This is a genomic window from Actinomycetospora termitidis (assembly GCF_030286555.1).
Classification (GTDB): domain Bacteria; phylum Actinomycetota; class Actinomycetes; order Mycobacteriales; family Pseudonocardiaceae; genus Actinomycetospora; species Actinomycetospora termitidis.
In genome coordinates this window covers 903,171-919,335 of sequence record NZ_JASVWF010000003.1, presented here as the reverse complement: position 1 = coordinate 919,335, position 16,165 = coordinate 903,171, and the positions used below count along the sequence as shown (strand labels likewise).

Genomic DNA, 16,165 nt, shown 5'->3' with positions numbered 1-16,165 from the left:
CGCCCCTACGACGGCGGCGCGCTCGCGTCGACGACCCGGACCCCACCGAGCCACCGCTCCTCGACGCCCGTGAAGCCGAGGTCGCGCAGGACCCCCGAGAGGTCGCCGGGACCGAAGAGGCGCGCCTGCCCGACCCGGGCGAACAGGTCGCTGAACGGGCGCAGCGGGCCCGGGGCGTGCGCCGGGACCGCGAAGGCCACCGGGCCGGACGGGCGCAGGACCCGGGCGATCCCGCGCAGCGTCGTGACGAGGTCCGGCACCAGGTGCAGACACATCGAGCACGACACCGCGTCGATCGCGGCGTCGGTGAACGGCAGGTCCATCGCGTCTAGACGCGCGAAGTCGACCTGGGCGAACGCGGTCGAGCGGGCCGCCCGGGCGAGCATCGGTTCCGAGAGGTCCGCGCCGATCACGAGACCGCGGCGGCCGACCGCCCGGGCCAGCCGGCGGGTCAACGTCCCGGGGCCGCAGGCCAGGTCGAGCACGGTCTCGCCGCCGACGAGCCCCAGGCGCTCGTCGACCCGGTAGAAGTCCCGCAGCGCCGCGCCGCCGACGAGACCCGGGACGTAGGCCTCGACCCGGTCGCCGAGCGCGAGCACCCCGTCGTACCCGCTCGCGCCGGAGGCGCTCTCCCAGAGTTCCTGCACCCGGCCGCGCGACCCGGGGCGGCCGTGCACGAGGTCGAGCCAGGGCCCGGAGGTGTCGGTCGGCCGCTCCGCGAGCAGCGCCAGCACCCGGTCCCGGGCGGTCACGACGAGGCCAGCTCGTGCAACGTGTGGAACTCGGCGACGATCAGGTCGACCAGCCGGTGCAGGTCCGGCACGAGGCGGGCGCACGAGACCAGGCCGATGTCGACGGACCCGTCGTAGCTCTGCACCGTGATGTTGAGGCCCTGCCCGTCGGCGACCGCGCTCACCGGGAAGTAGTGCCGGGCCCGGGCGCCGGCCATGTACAGCGGCTCCTGCGGGCCGGGCACGTTCGAGATGATGACGTTGAACGGGACGAGGCCGCGGGCGGCGGTGCGCGTGGTGACCCGGCTGATCAGCGTGGTCAGCGCGGGGACACCGAGCCCGGCGCCCTCCGGGGCCAGGGCGCCCGGGGAGGCCGCGAAGACCGCCTTCGCGGTGTCGAGCGCCCGGTGGGCGGCGGACAGGCGCGCGGCGGGATCGTCCAGGTCGGTCGGGAGCGAGGCCACCGTGGCCGAGACCCGGTTGGTCCACCGGTCGGGCTCCTCACCCGTGCGCAGCGAGACCGGGATCATCGCGGAGAGCGGCGCGCCGGGGAGCGCGTCGTGCTCGAGCAGGTAGGCCCGCAGCGCTCCCGCGCACGCCGCCACGACGACGTCGTTCACGGTCGCGTCGTTGTCCTTGCCCGCCGCCTTGACCTCGTCGAGCGGCACCGAGCGCCGCGCGAACCGGCGGTAGCGGCTGATCGGGGCGTTGAACGGCGTGACCGGTGCAGGCGTGGCCGGCAGCCGGGGTGAGGAGACGTCGGCGTCGCGCGCCCGTCCGAGGTTGAGCACCGCGCCGAGCTGCCCGCGCAGGGTGTTCCGGATGCGGTCGGCGAGGTCGATGACGGCGGGGTGCCGGGTCGCCCCCGCGACCTGCTGACCCGCCTTCGCCGCGAGCAGCAGCGCCCGGCCCGGGCGCTGCACGCCGTGCCACGCGGCACGTCCCACCAGCCCCGGGTACGACGGCGGGTCCTCCGGACGCCACTCGCCCGCGTCGGCGGGGCGCTCCGCGTCCGGCGAGTCGTCCAGCATGAGCGTCAGCAGCTCGGCGCCCGAGGCCCCGTCGATCGCCGCGTGGTGGATCATCGTCAGGAGCGCGAAGCGACCATGCGGTGACTCCTCGGTCGGCGCGAGCCCCTCGATCACGTGCGAGACCCACAGCGGGTGGTCGCGGTCCATGGGCCCGGCGACCAGGCGCCCGACGAGCTCGTCGAGCTGGTCGTCGGACCCGGGCGGCGCCACCGCGGAGTGCCGGACGTGGAAGTCCAGGTCGAAGTCCGGGTCGGAGATCCAGTACGGGTGGTCCAGCCCGAACGGGACCTCCACGAGCCGACGGCGCAGCGGCTCCAACAGGTGCAGGCGGTCGGCGAGCTGCCGGCGCCAGGCCGTGAACGGCTCGAAGTCCGGGTCCGGCCGGTCGAGCACGACGAGCTGGCTGATGTGGGTGAACTGGTGGTCGTCCTCCGCGGCGAGGAACACCGCGTCCAGACCCGACAGCTGCTGCACGCGTCTCCTCCCACCGGCCCCGACGCCTCTCGGCGAGGAGTCTGACCGGTGGGACCCGCCGCGGCCAGTCGGTCACGTCCGGTCACGAAGAGCGACATACGACCACGGTCCGTATCACCTCTCCGGAGGCTCAAGAAATCGGCGGATCACCCGTAACGGTGGTGCCGCGGGCGCGTTAGGTGCGTCGAGTGGTCACGCCGCCGTGTGTCAGGGGCACGGCGGACACCCCTGGACGACATCGCTCGTGGAGAGGAACCCGATGCCTCGCGCTCGCCACGCCATGCGTGTGCACCCCCTGCGGTCCAAGGGCGTCGTCGTCGGCGTCCCCGTGGCCGCCGCGGTCGCGTTCGGGGCCCACTCGGTGCTGGGCGTGACGCCGCTGTCCGAGCAGCAGGACGCCGCGCCCGCCGCAGCGACCGCCGCTCCGTCCGCGAGCCCCCTCCAGTCCTACGGACTGGCCACCCCGCCGCCGCCCGCCACGCTCGACCTGCTCTCGGCCCCGGGCGACCAGGAGCCCGCCGAGTCGTCGACCACCCCGGGCACCTCCTCCGCGGGCTCCACAGCCCGCGGCACCTCCACGACGAAGATCGCGGCCCCGGGCGAGGCCGCCGCTCCGACGCAGACCCTGCCGATCGCCGGAGCGAAGCCCGCGCCGTCGATGATGACCTTCTCCGGTGGTGAGCAGACCGCGCCGCAGCGCCAGGCCGCCGCGCCGGCCGCGCCGCAGCACCAGCAGTCCGCGCCGGCCCCGCAGGAGGCCGAGCACGACGACACCGACGACGGCGGGCAGCAGCAGTCCGGCGGCGGCGGGGCGCTGCTCGGCCTCGACCTCGGCGTCGCGAAGGTCTCGGTCCTCTCGTTCGGGCAGTGATCGACGCCGGCGGCGCCGCTCGGGGATGATGCCGCCCCATGAGCAAGGCTCTCGACGAGCTCGTCGGTGACGTCCTCGACCTCGAGGCGATCGAACGCGACATCTTCCGGGGACGCAGCCCGCGCGAGTCCCTGCTGCGGGTCTTCGGGGGTCAGGTCGCCGGGCAGGCGATGGTGGCCGCCGGACGGACCGTCGAGGACGACCGGGACGTGCACTCGTTGCACGGCTACTTCCTGCGCCCGGGCGACCCGTTCGCGCCGATCGTCTACGAGGTCGACCGGGCCCGCGACGGTCGGTCGTTCACCACGCGGCGGGTGACCGCGGTGCAGCACGGCGAGATCATCTTCACGATGTCGGCGTCGTTCCAGCGGCCCGAGTCCGGCGTCGAGCACCAGGCGCCGATGCCCGACACCCCGGGCCCGGACGGGCTGCCGCGCCGCGACATGCCGCCCGTGCCCGCGGACCGACCGGCCTTCACGACGACGGGCAAGGCGCTGACGTGGCCGCTCGACGTCCGCTACGTCGACCACGCCCCGTGGGACGAGATCGCGGAACGCCCGCCGCGCAACCGTGTCTGGATCCGGGCCGACGGGGAGCTGCCCGACCCGTCCGAGCCCGGCGGCCGGCTCCTGCACGTCTGCGTCCTCACCTACGCGAGCGACCTCACCCTGCTCGAGGCCGCGGTGTTCCCGCACGTGCAGGGTGGCGCCGGCTCCCGCGACGTCAGCCTCGCGAGCCTCGACCACGCGGTGTGGTTCCACCGCCCGTTCCGGGCCGACGACTGGCTGCTCTACGTCCAGGAGTCCCCGAACGCCGGTGGCGGCCGCGGGCTCGCGTCCGGCCGGCTCTACAGCGCCGACGGCACCCTCGTGGCGAGCGTCGTGCAGGAGGGCCTGATCCGGCGCCGGACGCGCTGACGACCCGCCGTCAGGAACCGGCGGTCAGGGCCGCGACCGCCGTCCGCACCACCTCGCGGTCGTCCCCGCGCCGCCACGCCAGGGCGAGCTCGCACGGCGCCAGGTCCGGGACCGGGACACACACGACGTCCGGCCGGGCCAGGAGCCGCGCGTTGCCCTCCGCGATGAGGGCGACGCCGCTGCCCGAGGCGACGGCCTCGATCGCACCCTCGGCGCTGTCGGTCTCCGCTCCGATCGTCCGGGCGATGCCGCCGAGCCAGAAGTCGCGCAGCGGGCCGGCGCTGCGCGGGAGGGCGACGAAGGGCTCGTCGGCGAGCTCGGCGGGGTCGACCGACGACCGTCCCGCCAGGCGGTGGTCCGCGGGCAGGGCCACCCGACGGGGCTCGCGGAGGAGCACGTGCGCCTCGAGGTCACCCGCCACGAGCGGCAGCCACACGAACGCCACGTCGGTGGTGGCGTCGGCCAGTCCGGCGCTGGGGTCGGACCAGCTGATCAGGCGGACCTGCATCCGGTGACCGCGTTCGCGGGTGGCGGCGAGCAGCCGGCGGGTGAGGTCCCGCCCGACCGTGGTCTGCATCCCGACGACGAGCGTGGGCACCGACCCGGCCCGCCGCACCTCGTCGGAGGCCCGGGCCCAGTCCGCCACCAGCCGCCGGGCGTGGGGGACCAGCGCCTCACCCTCGGCGGTCAGCACCAGCCCGCCCGGCCGCCGGTCGATCAGCCGCACGCCGAGCTGCGTCTCGAGGGCCCGGACCTGCTTCGACAGGGCGGGCTGCGAGACGAACAAGGTGGCCGCGGCCCGCGTGAAGCTGCCCGCGTCGACGACGGCGAGGAAGTACCGCAGGTCGCGCAGGTGGACGTCCGCCGTCATGACCGATGGTTATCACAGCAGGTCTTGGACTCCGAAACCCCGAGCCCGGAGGCTCGGCACCGTGATGCCCACCCGCACCCTCGGCAGCCTGACCACCTCGGCCCTCGGGGTCGGCGCGATGGTCCTCTCCCCCGGGATGTACGGCGAGATCGACGACGAGCGCGGCGAGGCCGCGCTCCGGGCGGCGGTCGACTCCGGCGCGACCCTCGTCGACACCTCCGACGGCTACGGCACCGACGGCCACAACGAGCGCCTCGTCGGCCGCGCCCTCGCCCCGGTCCGCGACGACGTCGTCATCGCGACCAAGTTCGGCTTCCGCGTCCCCGACGGCGAGCCCGCCCACCGCTTCGGCGTGAGCATGGAGTTCGGCGAGCTGGCCGTGAACAACGACCCGCGGCTGGTCCGCGGCTATGCCGAGCAGTCCCTGCGCGAGCTCGGGACCGACCGGATCGACCTGTACTACCCGCACTTCCCCGACCCGGAGGTGCCGGTCGAGGACACCGTCGGCGCCGTCGCGGAGCTCGTCGAGGCCGGCCTCGTGCGCCACCTCGGGCTGTCGAACGTGGACGCCGCGCTGGTGCGCCGGGCCCACGCCGTGCACCCGGTGAGCGCGGTGCAGACGCAGTGGGCGATGTGGCACCGGCCGGACCCGGACCTGGTCGCCGCCTGCGACGAGATCGGCGCCGGGCTCGTCGCGTGGAGCCCGCTCGGCAGCGGCTTCCTGACGGGGGCCGTGGCCGGGATCGGCGAGGGGGACTTCCGGCAGAACCTGGAGCGGTTCTCCCACCTGCAGGAGAACAACGACCGCTACGCGCCGGTGCGGGCGATCGCGGAGGACCTCGGCATCAGCCCGGCCCAGCTCGCCCTGGCCTGGCTGCTCGCCCAGCACCCGCACGTCGTCCCGATCCCCGGCAGCCGCACGCCGGCGCACATCGTCGAGAACCTCGACGCCGCGCGGGTGGTGCTCGACGGACCCACGCTCGCCCGCATCGACGAGGCCCTGGCCTCCGCCGGGTTCCGGGGCACGGCCGACGTGTTCGGGGAGCGCTGAGCGTGCGCGCCCTGGTGCACGACCCCGCGGCGCGCGTCGGCCTGGCGCTCGCCGAGGTCGCGGAGCCGGAGCCGGCCGCGGACGAAGCTCTCGTCGCGGTCGGAGCCGTGTCCCTGAACGCGGGGGAGACCCGCTACGTCGCCCAGATGCGGGCGCCCGGCGAGGTGCCCGGCTGGGACGCGGCCGGCGTCGTCGTCCGGGCCGCCGCGGACGGGTCGGGGCCGCCCGTCGGGGCGCGCGTCGTGACGTTCGGCTGGGGCGGGGCGTGGGCGGAGCGGCGTGCGGTCCCGATCGCGGAGACGGCGCTGGTCCCCGACGGCGTCGACCTCGGCGACGCCGCCACGCTCCCCGTCGCCGGGGTCACGGCGCTGCGGGCCCTGCGCGGCCTGGGCAACGTCCTCGGCCGGCGGGTCCTCGTCACCGGCGCGTCGGGCGGGGTGGGCCGGTTCGCGGTGCAGCTCGCCGCGGCGATGGGCGCGGAGGTGGTGGCCGCGGTCGGGGCACCGGCCCGGGGTGAGGGACTCCGCGAGATCGGCGCGACGGAGATCGTGCACGGTGAGGAGCTCGAGGGGCTGACCGCGGACGTGGCCGGCGTCGTCGACAACGTCGGTGGACCGCTGCTCGCCCGCGCCTTCGCCCGGCTCGAACCCGGCGGGGTGGTGCAGGCCGTCGGCTCGTCGTCGGAGCAGCCGCTGGTGCTCGACCTGGAGGCCGAGCGCCGCCGCGCCGGCGGCACCCGGCTGGAGATCATGACCCGCGGCGCCGACAGCGCAGCCGACCTGACCGCGCTCGTCGGGCTCCTCGCGGCCGGCCGGCTCGACCCGCACGTGGGGCTGCGCCGCCCGTGGACCGACTACGAGGAGACGGTCGACGCGCTCCTCGGCCGGCGCGTCGCGGGCAAGGTGGTGCTCGACGTGACCTCGTGAGGCGCGAGATCCGACGCGCGGCCGAAGAACTCGAAGTCCGCGGCCCGGAAGCGGCGGGTCTCGGCCCAGTAGCGGACGGTGAAGCCGGGCCAGATGGTCCGGTTCACCCCGGCGGCGTCCAGGTACCAGGACGTGCAGCCCCCGCGGGTCCAGATGCCCTTCTCCAGGCGGCGCTGCACCGCGGCGTTGGAGCGTTGGAGCACCTCGGCGCGTACGTCGAGCCCCGAGCAGCCCAGCTCGTGCACCGTCGAGATCGCCTGGGCGACGTAGCGGGCCTGGCACTCGATCATGAAGACGACCGAGTTGTGGCCCAGGCCGGTGTTCGGGCCGAGCAGGAGGAACAGGTTCGGGAAGTCGGTCACGGTCATGCCGTAGTGCGTGCGCATCCCGAGCTCGCCCCAGCTCTGGCGCAGCGTGCGCCCGCCACGGCCGGTGAACTCGAGGCCGTCGAAGGCGTCCGTGACGTGGAACCCGGTGCCGTAGACGATCACGTCGGCCGGGTGCTCGACGCCGTCGTGGTCGACCACGCCGTGCTCGGTGACCTCGGCGATGCCGCTCGAGACGACGTCGACGTTCGGCCGGGCCAGCGCCGGGTAGTAGTCGTTCGACACCAGCACCCGCTTGCAGCCCAGCGAGTAGCGCGGGGTGAGCCGGTCGACGAGGTCGGGGTCGGAGATCGAGCGCTCGATGTGCTTGCGGGCCACCCACTCCGCCGGACGCAGCAGCTCGGGACGGCTCATGAAGCCGAACGCCCGCGACTCGAGCGCGGCGTAGACGGCTCCCCGGTAGGCCCGCTGGACGACCGGGGCCTTCTCGAACAGCCGCTTGCGCCACTCGCCGATCGGGTGGTCGCCCTTGGGGAGCACCCACGCGGGCGTGCGCTGGAACAGCGTGAGCTCGGAGACCAGCGGCGCGATCTGCGGCACGAACTGGATCGCGCTCGCGCCCGTCCCGACGACCGCGACCCGCTTGCCCCGCAGGTCGACGTCGTGCCGCCACTGCGCGGAGTGGAAGGTCTCGCCGCGGAAGCGCTCCACGCCCGGCAGCGCGGGGGTGGACGGCAGGTGCAGCGCACCGACCCCGGAGACGAGGAAGCGGCAGCGGTACTCACCGGTGGTGGTGTGGACGGTCCACGTCCGCGACTCCTCGTCCCACGTCGCCCCCGTCATCTCGGTGGAGAAGCGGATCAGCCGGCGCAGGTCGTGGCGGTCGGCGACGTGCTCGAGGTAGTCGTGGATCTCCGGCTGCGGGGAGTACGACCGGGACCAGCGCGGGTTCGGATCGGTCGAGAGCGAGTACATGTGGGAGGGGATGTCGCAGGCGCACCCGGGATAGGTGTTGTCGCGCCACGTCCCCCCGACCCCCTGGTCGGCCTTCTCCAGGATCACGACGTCGGTGATCCCGGCCTCCCGCAGCGCGAGCGCCTGGCCGAGTCCGGAGAAGCCCGAGCCGACGATGACGACCTCACTGAACAAGGGATGCTTCCTTCGCGACGGCGGGTGCGGGCACGGTGGCGGCCTCGACGAGGCCCTGCAGGTGGGCGGCCACCTCGACGGACCGCTCGAAGGTGATCATGTGCCCGGCGTCGGGCAGCACGACGAGCTCGGCCGCGGGCAACGCCGTCGCGATGGTCTTCGCGTGGTCGATCGGGCAGAGCCGGTCGCGGGTGCCGACCAGCACCACCGTCGGGACCTCGCGCATCGCCTCCAGCGACGACGTGCGCCGGTGCTCGCCGATCGAGGCGCGGAAGGCCAGGACGGCGACCGGGTCGGCGGCGAAGGTCTGCTCGGCCACCGACAGCACGTCCGCGCGCCGCGGGTGCCGGCCGAACACGAGCGCGCGCACCGCGGGGGCCAGCGCGACGGAGCGGGCATGCACCCCGCTGCCCTCGGGGTCCGCGCGGTTGATCGGCGCGCGGTTGCCCAGCGAGGCGAGCCACGGCATCACGGCTCGCTCGCCGTGGGCGACGAAGGCCCCGCGCCGGCCGGGGATCGCGAGGGTCAGGTCGGCCATGTCGTCGCTCGCCGTCGCGACGAAGCCCGCACCGACCACCCGCTCGCGCACGAGGTTGGGGTGGCGCTCGGCGAGTGCCATGAGCGTCATCCCGCCCATCGAGTGGCCGGCGATCACGACCGGCCCCTCGACGTGGTCGCGCAGGAGCGCCGCGAGGTCGTCGGCGGCCTGGCCGATCGTCGACGCGTGCTCCCCGCCGGACTCCGACCCACCGTGGCCGCGGTGGTCGTAGCGGACGATCTCGCCGGACAGCCCGGCGCGGCGCAGGTCGCCCACCACCCGGTCCCAGGTCCGGAGGTCCTGCGACCAGCCGTGGGCGAGGACCAGGGTGGGGACTCCCGCGCTCCGGACCCCGCTGCGCGCCACGCGCAGCGTGATCCCGGTCGACAGCGTCAGGGGACCGACGGATTCTCGCTGTGCCATCACGTCTCCAGGAGGAACGACTTCTTCCACAGGGCCGTGCCCGGTCCTGCGATCATGCCCGCTCCGTCGAGGAACGACATGATCTTCTCGCCGCCGAAGCGGATCATCTCGCGGTGGTGCGGGTTGGCCAGCGCGGCCCGGCGGCCCTCGGCCGGGTCGATCCCGACGGCGGCGTAGACCTTCGGGTTGATCAGGCTGCGCACCACGAAGTACGAGGTGAAGGCGCACATGAAGCGCTGGTAGGCGAGTTCGGCGCGGGACAGTCCGGCGAGGCCGCGGGTCACCTCGTCGCGCGCGAAGGCGACGTGCCGCGCCTCCTCCATGATGTGGATGCGGTTGACCTGGCGCATCAGCGGCTGGATGCGGTCGTCGTTCGCCTGCTCGCGCTGGAGCCGGTCGAGGACCTCCTCGGCCACCAGGATCGAGGCGTACGCCGCCGGGCCCCAGTTCACGACGGAGAACAGCTTGCCGAGCTGGTGCACGAACGGGACGGCGCCGTAGGGCTCCACGCCGGCGCGGTGCACGAGGCGGGCGAACATCTGGGAGTGCCGGCACTCGTCGGCGACCTCGGTGAGGGCCCACTGGGCGCGCTCGCTGGTCGGGTCGTCGGCGTAGAAGTCCTTGAGCAGGCGCTGCATCAGCAGGGTCTCGAACCACAGCCCGACGCTCGCGACGCTGCACGCCTCGTGCTTGCCCAGCTCGACGCGCTGCTCTGGCGTCAGGCGCTCCCACAGCTCCGTGCCGTAGAGGGAGACGCGGTGCTCGGGGACCCAGATCTTCCCCTCGACGAGCGGGGCCTCCCAGTCGATGTCGACGTCCGGGTCGTACGACTTCTTCGCCGCCGAGCGGAGGAGGCGGGCGGCGGTCGCGTTGCCGTCCCGCTCGCCGGAGCGGGTCGTGGCAGGGGCCGACATGGCGTCGTCCTCTCGGTCGGTCGTGCGGGGGAGCGAGGGGGGTACGAGCTGTATCCCCAACCTGCTGTACGTCTTACCGCTGGTAACCGTAACTGGTGGTAGCGTCATCGCCCATGGCGGACGGTGTCAAGCCGAGACAGGGCGGTACGCCCCCTGCTCGTGACGGGCGTCGCACCCGGTGGACGAAGCACCGCGAGGAGCGCCGCGCGGAGTTCGTCGAGGCCGCGATGCGCGTGCTCGCCGACACCGGTCCGGAGTTCGGGATCGAGCAGGTGGCCATCGAGGCCGGCGTCACCAAGCCCGTGCTCTACCGCCACTTCTCGGACAAGGCCGACCTGGTCGAGGCCATGGGCGAGCGCGGGACGCAGATCCTGCTCGACCGGCTGATCCCGGCGCTGAACTCCGAGGAGGCCCCGCTCCCGCGCATCCGCAAGTCGATCGACGCGGTGCTCGGCACCCTGGAGGACTACCCGAACCTCTACTGGGTGCTGGCCCGGCACGGTCACGGCCAGGAGGTCGTGCAGGCCGACAAGGAGCTCATCGCGACGGCGCTCTCGGCGCTGCTCGGTGACTACCTGCGGGCGTTCGGCCTCGACTCCGGCGCCGCCGAGCCCTGGGCCTACGGCGTGGTCGGCTTCGTCCAGAACACCGCGGAGTGGTGGCTGGAACGCCGGTCGATGAGCCGCGACTCGGTGACCGAGTACCTCACCCAGCTGGTCTGGGCCGCGATCGACGGGTTCGCGCGCCAGGCCGACGTGGTGATCGACCCGAACGTGCCGCTCGAGATCAACAAGGTGATCCAGATGTCTCCCGGAGGATCCTCCTCCGGGAGGGGCGAGTCCGATGTCGCCGACGCGGGGAACGGGGATCGATGACGCACGACGGCCACACCGATCACGACGACGATGACGACGGGTACCGGGGGCCGGCGTCGTTGCGCCTGGCCGACGAGCAGGTCTTCGACGCGGAGGTGACGCTGCGCGGGTACGTCGAGCCGCTCGACGGCCGCTACCACTGGTACGGCCGCGTCGCCGTGCACGCGGGGCTCGAGGCCGCGCTGGGCGGGAAGCGGGCCCAGGCCGTCGTCACGACCCCCCGGGGCGAGGCGGTCGGGGAGCTCTCCGACGTCGACCCGTGGGGCCGCTACCGGATCGCCGGGGTCTCGACGCCGCCGTTCGCCGTCGTCACGGAGGTGCCCGCATGACCGACCGCGACGCGATCATCGCCGCCATCGCCGGTCCCGACCGTGCCGTCCGCGACATCTCCTGGCTCATCGGCGACCGGATCGCCTTCGGCCCGGTCCCCGCCGGGCCGGGCGGGATGGCGACCGCGCGGGCGACCGGGGTGGTCGGGAAGCTGCGCGGTCGGCAGCAGGGCGCCACCCGCACCGAGGTGCACGTGCCGGTGCAGCTCGACCTCACGGTGGACATGGGCGCCCGCACGGTGCCGGTCGACGCGGACATGACGGTGCGGATCGGGCTCGAGGCGTGCCTCGCCCCGGACGCGGACCACATCGTCGTCGAGGTCGACGAGATCGGGCCCGGCGACATCGCGCTCGAGACCCGCACCTCGGGCATCGGCGGCGTGCTCGTCCGCCGGCTCGGCAACCTCGACGCCGAGATCCGGCACCACGTGATCGGCTACGTCACCGAGCTCCTGGCCTCCCCGGAGGCGCGGGACCTCCGCCGGATCGACCTCGACGAGGAGTCCGACACCGCGTAGGTCCCATGGGGCGGTTGATCAACGGGTACTCAGCGCTGTCCGGGCGAGAGCCTCGGAGAGCGCTGGGTACCCGCTCGTCGCGCCTCGCGCGGTCACGGGCGACCCCGGGGTCGGGTGGTCCTCCGGCGGGTGCGGCTTGTCGCGGTGAACCGCAACGACAAGGTGCGCCCGGACAGCTTGTCGCGGGCTACCTCCACCCGCCGCTCACCTTGTCGTAGTGAGTCACAGCGACAGGGTGACGGAGGCGGGGACGGAACCCACGACAAGACGACGGCCGACGGTCCGTGGGCCTGCCCGACGCCGGCGCACCGTTCCGGCCTGAGCGCCGAGCGCCCGCTCGCCGCCCAAGATCTCGTCGAGCAGCGCGGACCGCTCGGTCCGCGCCCCTCTCCGCTCGGTGGAACAGGATCTTCGGCTACTCGGACTGGCGGCGCGTGGGCCGTGCGGCGGTGGTGCGGCGGGCGAACCTGCGGTCCGTGCCGGCGGGCCGTGGGAAGCCGCCGAGCAGGCGGATCGTCTCGTCGGGCCGGCTCATGGGCGCTCCCCGAGATGCGTCAGCCCGGAGCGGCGAGTGCCGCATCGCCGGACGAACCGTGACTACTGCGGGCGCACCAGGTCCATGAACGACGACCGGTCGACGACCTTCACGCGGGGCCGGCCGCCGTCCTGGCCCGCCGCGCGCTCGTGGGCGTCGATCGCGTCCCAGCCGTCGAGGTCCACCAGGTCCGGGCAGCGGCCCGAGAGCCACTCCTCGACCTCCTCGGCGCTCGCCACGGTCGCGTCCTCGCGGGAGCCGCCGGCGAGGTCGGCGAGCACGCCGCGCACGGTCTCGTTGGCGTCCTTGCGGTTGGTGCCGATGATCCCCGTGGGCCCGCGCTTGATCCAGCCGACGACGTACTCGCGCTCGCGGTCGTCGATGCGGCCCTCGTGGTTGGGGATCGTGCCCGACGCGTCGTCGAACGGGACCCCGGGCAGCGCCATCCCGCGGTACCCGACCGCGCGCAGCACCAGGCCGCACTCGACGGTCTCGCGCTCACCGGTGTCGACGGGACGGACCCGGCCGTCGTCGTCGGCCTCGAGGCGGTTGACCGCGAGCTCCACGCCGGTCACCGGGCCCTCGTCGCCGTCCCCGAGCACCCGCAGCGGCGAGCGCAGGAACCGGAACTCCATCCGGCGGGCGGCGTCCGGATCGGGCCCGCGCTCGGCCCACCCGCGCAGGATCTCGACGTTGCGACGGGTGCCCTTGACCAGGTCGGCGTCGCCCTCGACCGGCGGCACCTGCGCCGGGTCGACCACCGTGGTGAGGCCGTCGATGTCGTCGAGCTCCCGCAGCTCCGTCGTCGTGAACGCCGCCTCGACCGGGCCGCGGCGCCCGCACACGACGACCTCGGTGACCGTCGAGGCGACGAAGCTCTCGATGGCGTGGTCCGCGGTGTCGGTCGCGCGGAGGTCGTCCTCGCCGAGCAGCAGCATCCGCGCGACGTCGAGCGCCACGTTGCCCGCGCCGATCACCACGGCGCGCTCGGCGGAGAGGTCCGGGGAGAGGTCGACGTAGTCGGGGTGGCCGTTGTACCACCCGACGAAGTCCACCGACGCCAGGCTGCCGGGACGGTCCTCGCCCTCGATGCCCAGCCGACGCTCGGTCTGCGAGCCGACCGCGTAGATCACCGCGTCGTACCGGTCGAGCAGCTCGTCCACGGAGACGTCCTCGCCGACGTGCACGTGCCCGAAGAACCGGAACCCGGGCCGCGCGGCGATCTTCTCGTACTGGTTGCTCACCGACTTGATCTTCGGGTGGTCCGGGGCCACGCCCGCGCGGACGAGTCCCCACGGCGTCGCGAGGCGGTCGTACATGTCCACCCGGACCGGCGGGTCCTCCGAGTCCAGCAGCGCCCCCGCGGCGTAGAAGCCCGAGGGGCCCGAGCCGACGATCGCCACGGCGTGCGTCCTCATACGGTGATCCTGTCGGAGGTGGGCGTGATCCGCACCTCTCCGGTCCCGCCCGGCCGGGAGGACCGGTCGGAACGCGCCACGCCGACGATCGGGTGCGCCACGCCGGGCGGCGCGTCGGAAAACGGCCCTCGATCGAGTCATCACTCCATGCGGCATCAGGCCTGTGGAGGTTCCCGACCTGCGCCGACGATGGTCGTGATGATCGGGAACGGGAAGCATGCGTCGTGGCGGCGGGGCCGGGAGGTCCTGGACGACTACGACCTCGACCGCGTGCTCTGCGAGGAGCTCGCCGACGACCTCGTCAACGAGCTCGCCTGCCTGCGTCCCCGGGTGCACCGGCGGCCCGCCCGCGCGGTGGGCGCCGAGCTCGTCCCACCCGTCGTCGCGACGGTGCCCGTCCGCGCACGGCCGCGGCTGCGCGTGCTGCGCGGAGGGCTCGCGGACTAGCGCTTCACCGCGCCGAGCACGACGTAGTACAGCTCGTTCCCGGCCATCGACAGGCGGTGGCGGAAGCGCCGCCGGACGACCGTCCCGGTGTCGCTGGTCCGGGCGAGCCACGCGTCGACGTCGGCCACGTCGTGGTCGTGCTCGCCGTCCTTGAGGGTCAGGGCGAGCACCGAGCCGGAGGGGAACGTCGACCACAGCTCGCCCAGGGCGTCCACCGGGACGTGGCCCTCGCCGACCGCGCCCGCGGCCACCAGGGCGTTCAGCCGCTCCTCGGTGACCAGCCGGGCCACCTCGGCGCTCTCCAGACGCTCGCCGACGAGGTAGTGGTCGTAGAGGCCCGGACGGTCGCGGTGGGCGGCGTCGCGGGCCTCGGGGATCCCGTCGGCGCCGACCACCACCGTCACGCCCCGCGCGACCAGCTCCTCACCGACGACGCCGTTGCCCGCGCCCAGGTCGAACGCCCGGAGCGCCCCGGGGGCCACGTCGACGGAGGCCGCCGCCTCGACGAGGACGTCGGCCACCGTGGCGGGGGAGGCGCACTCCAGCTGCCGCTGCACGACCTCCTCGTAGAGCCCCGGCACCGCGTACACCGTCGCGTAGTCGTGCAGGACCACGCGCTGTGTGTCGCCGTCGGCGTGCAGGAGGAACTGCTCCTCGCCCTGACGGCGGCCGGGAGTCGGGTCGAGTTCGACGGTGAACGCGGCGCTCATGGCGCCCATCGTGACCGGCGCAACCTCCGGACGGACAGGTGATGTGTCGTTGCTCCCCCTGCCGTTTGCCCGGAGCGTCCGGTCGGCGACCCTGGGCGCACTGCGTCTCGCGCCGTCGTCGCCGCCACGCAGATCGCGTCACGACCCGCCCCGTGCACACCGCTCGCGGAGCCGGTCCCGACGACAGGAGGCTCGCCCATGAGCGTCTCGTCCGCCACCACCCCGTCCTCGATGGTCGCCGCCCTGCTGCGGCCGGGTTCGTCGCCCCGCGCGGCGGAGGTCCCCGCCGAGGACCGGGAGCACGCCGCCGCGGTCGTCGCGGACCTGCTGCACCGCGAGTGCACCGAGTGGAGCTGGACCTCGCACAGCTCCGAGGCGCACCGTGCGGACGCCCGCCGCATCGTCGGGGCGCTGTGCCGGGAGGGCTGGTCGCCGACCCCCTAGTCGGGGTACGGGGTGACTCGTCGCGAGACAGAACTCGTTAGTCTGATGCGCCGATCGGCGCAGGGTCGGACGCGTACCGGTGGTGCTCATCGGTCTTGCGAGGAGGAACGTCGTGGCCGAGATGGACGTCGACGGCCGCCAGGTGCGGGAGTCGAGCCGCCGTTCCGGGGCCGTCTGGACCTGGCAGTCGGAGGGCGAGCAGCCCATCGACTACGAGATCGAGTGGGTCCAGGACAAGGACATCTTCCTGTACGGCACGCGGGTGCGGCCGGGAGGCTGGAGCGTCTCGCGCCTGGACGAGTCGACGTGGGCGAACGACGGCACCCTCGAGGGTGCCCGCGAGGTCGTGGAACGGCGCATCCCGACGATGCCCCGCTGACCCGATCCCCAGCAGCCCGACGGCGGGTCCGGCGCGGACCCGCCGTCGGGACGGGGCGTCAGCTGCCGCCGAGCGCGCCGGCCTCGCTGAGCTTCTTCATGACGGCGTTCGGCCCGTCGAACTGCTCCTTGTCGAGCCCGCGGATCGTCTCGACGAGCTGGTCGTCGGCGCCCTGGGACTTCGCGTGGTCGGCGAGCTGCTCCGGATCTCCGGGGTAGGAGAACCCGCCGAGGGACTTCTGCACCTGCGTGACGTCGTAACCCATGGGCGGGGATGGTCCGCCGGGGG

Annotated in this window: 19 protein-coding genes; 10 read left to right on the top strand and 9 right to left on the bottom strand. The window is 74.1% G+C overall.

The annotated features are described in order from the left end of the window. Positions 1 to 5: 5 nt before the first annotated feature. Positions 6 to 752, bottom strand: coding sequence for a class I SAM-dependent methyltransferase (locus QRT03_RS17905; RefSeq protein WP_286054294.1), 747 nt, complete (start codon positions 750 to 752; stop codon positions 6 to 8). Continuing rightward, a complete protein-coding gene (locus QRT03_RS17900) occupies positions 749 to 2,236 on the bottom strand; it encodes a WS/DGAT/MGAT family O-acyltransferase (RefSeq protein ID WP_286054293.1) in 1,488 nt (495 codons plus the stop codon). Before QRT03_RS17900 ends, QRT03_RS17905 begins: the two co-directional genes overlap by 4 nt. A 280-nt stretch (positions 2,237 to 2,516) precedes the next feature. On the opposite strand from QRT03_RS17900, the gene QRT03_RS17895 reads away from it, so the two are divergent. Together QRT03_RS17895 and QRT03_RS17890 are read left to right on the top strand one after the other, a co-directional pair. Beyond that, entirely contained in the window at positions 2,517 to 3,107 is a 591-nt protein-coding gene (locus tag QRT03_RS17895; protein WP_286054292.1) for a hypothetical protein, read from the top strand. Between the two features lie 38 nt (positions 3,108 to 3,145). Further along, positions 3,146 to 4,024: an acyl-CoA thioesterase gene (locus QRT03_RS17890; RefSeq protein WP_286054291.1), complete on the top strand. Its 879-nt coding sequence runs from the start codon at positions 3,146 to 3,148 to the stop codon at positions 4,022 to 4,024. Positions 4,025 to 4,034: 10 nt separating this feature from the next. On the opposite strand, the gene QRT03_RS17885 is transcribed toward QRT03_RS17890, so the two are convergent. Further along, positions 4,035 to 4,895, bottom strand: coding sequence for a LysR family transcriptional regulator (locus tag QRT03_RS17885; RefSeq protein ID WP_286054290.1), 861 nt, complete (start codon positions 4,893 to 4,895; stop codon positions 4,035 to 4,037). A gap of 64 nt (positions 4,896 to 4,959) precedes the next feature. On the opposite strand from QRT03_RS17885, the gene QRT03_RS17880 reads away from it, so the two are divergent. Then, positions 4,960 to 5,946 carry an aldo/keto reductase gene (locus QRT03_RS17880; RefSeq protein ID WP_286054289.1) on the top strand — a complete coding sequence of 329 codons (987 nt, stop codon included), beginning with the start codon at positions 4,960 to 4,962 and terminating at the stop codon, positions 5,944 to 5,946. A 2-nt stretch (positions 5,947 to 5,948) separates the two neighbouring features. Continuing rightward, positions 5,949 to 6,872 carry a zinc-binding dehydrogenase gene (locus QRT03_RS17875; RefSeq protein ID WP_286054288.1) on the top strand — a complete coding sequence of 308 codons (924 nt, stop codon included), beginning with the start codon at positions 5,949 to 5,951 and terminating at the stop codon, positions 6,870 to 6,872. Here QRT03_RS17875 and QRT03_RS17870 read toward each other — a convergent pair. From QRT03_RS17870 to QRT03_RS17860, 3 genes are read right to left on the bottom strand one after another with little or no spacing between them, the layout of a single operon-like run. Further along, entirely contained in the window at positions 6,800 to 8,347 is a 1,548-nt protein-coding gene (locus QRT03_RS17870) for a flavin-containing monooxygenase (protein WP_286054287.1), read from the bottom strand. The genes QRT03_RS17875 and QRT03_RS17870 overlap by 73 nt on opposite strands. After that, the gene (locus QRT03_RS17865; protein ID WP_286054286.1) at positions 8,337 to 9,308 is read right to left on the bottom strand and encodes an alpha/beta fold hydrolase; all 972 of its coding nucleotides are present in this window, start codon (positions 9,306 to 9,308) and stop codon (positions 8,337 to 8,339) included. Before QRT03_RS17865 ends, QRT03_RS17870 begins: the two co-directional genes overlap by 11 nt. After that, positions 9,308 to 10,222, bottom strand: a complete 915-nt coding sequence (locus QRT03_RS17860; protein WP_286054285.1) for an AurF N-oxygenase family protein — start codon at positions 10,220 to 10,222, stop codon at positions 9,308 to 9,310. Before QRT03_RS17860 ends, QRT03_RS17865 begins: the two co-directional genes overlap by 1 nt. A 113-nt stretch (positions 10,223 to 10,335) precedes the next feature. On the opposite strand from QRT03_RS17860, the gene QRT03_RS17855 reads away from it, so the two are divergent. The 3 genes from QRT03_RS17855 to QRT03_RS17845 are packed head-to-tail and all read left to right on the top strand — an operon-like array spanning position 10,336 to position 11,944. Then, positions 10,336 to 11,097, top strand: coding sequence for a TetR/AcrR family transcriptional regulator (locus QRT03_RS17855; RefSeq protein WP_286054284.1), 762 nt, complete (start codon positions 10,336 to 10,338; stop codon positions 11,095 to 11,097). After that, entirely contained in the window at positions 11,094 to 11,426 is a 333-nt protein-coding gene (locus QRT03_RS17850) for a DUF4873 domain-containing protein (protein WP_286054283.1), read from the top strand. The genes QRT03_RS17855 and QRT03_RS17850 overlap by 4 nt, the downstream gene beginning before the upstream one ends. Then, positions 11,423 to 11,944 carry a hypothetical protein gene (locus QRT03_RS17845; protein WP_286054282.1) on the top strand — a complete coding sequence of 174 codons (522 nt, stop codon included), beginning with the start codon at positions 11,423 to 11,425 and terminating at the stop codon, positions 11,942 to 11,944. Before QRT03_RS17850 ends, QRT03_RS17845 begins: the two co-directional genes overlap by 4 nt. Before the next feature lie 597 nt (positions 11,945 to 12,541). On the opposite strand, the gene QRT03_RS17840 is transcribed toward QRT03_RS17845, so the two are convergent. Further along, positions 12,542 to 13,897 (bottom strand): FAD-dependent oxidoreductase, encoded by a 1,356-nt coding sequence (locus QRT03_RS17840; RefSeq protein WP_286054281.1) that lies wholly within the window; start codon positions 13,895 to 13,897, stop codon positions 12,542 to 12,544. Between the two features lie 198 nt (positions 13,898 to 14,095). Here QRT03_RS17840 and QRT03_RS17835 point away from each other — a divergent pair, with 198 nt between their 5' ends. Next, complete coding sequence (locus QRT03_RS17835; RefSeq protein ID WP_286054280.1) at positions 14,096 to 14,344, top strand: hypothetical protein; 249 nt, start codon at positions 14,096 to 14,098, stop codon at positions 14,342 to 14,344. Here QRT03_RS17835 and QRT03_RS17830 read toward each other — a convergent pair. Further along, positions 14,341 to 15,054 (bottom strand): class I SAM-dependent methyltransferase, encoded by a 714-nt coding sequence (locus QRT03_RS17830; RefSeq protein ID WP_286054279.1) that lies wholly within the window; start codon positions 15,052 to 15,054, stop codon positions 14,341 to 14,343. The genes QRT03_RS17835 and QRT03_RS17830 overlap by 4 nt on opposite strands. Before the next feature lie 198 nt (positions 15,055 to 15,252). On the opposite strand from QRT03_RS17830, the gene QRT03_RS17825 reads away from it, so the two are divergent. Both QRT03_RS17825 and QRT03_RS17820 read left to right on the top strand, forming a co-directional pair. Then, positions 15,253 to 15,498, top strand: coding sequence for a hypothetical protein (locus QRT03_RS17825; RefSeq protein ID WP_286054278.1), 246 nt, complete (start codon positions 15,253 to 15,255; stop codon positions 15,496 to 15,498). A 112-nt stretch (positions 15,499 to 15,610) separates the two neighbouring features. Then, the gene (locus QRT03_RS17820; RefSeq protein WP_286054277.1) at positions 15,611 to 15,877 is read left to right on the top strand and encodes a hypothetical protein; all 267 of its coding nucleotides are present in this window, start codon (positions 15,611 to 15,613) and stop codon (positions 15,875 to 15,877) included. Between the two features lie 58 nt (positions 15,878 to 15,935). Here the strand turns inward: QRT03_RS17820 and QRT03_RS17815 are convergent, their stop codons facing one another. Then, the gene (locus QRT03_RS17815) at positions 15,936 to 16,142 is read right to left on the bottom strand and encodes a DUF2795 domain-containing protein (protein ID WP_286054276.1); all 207 of its coding nucleotides are present in this window, start codon (positions 16,140 to 16,142) and stop codon (positions 15,936 to 15,938) included. Positions 16,143 to 16,165 lie beyond the last annotated feature (23 nt).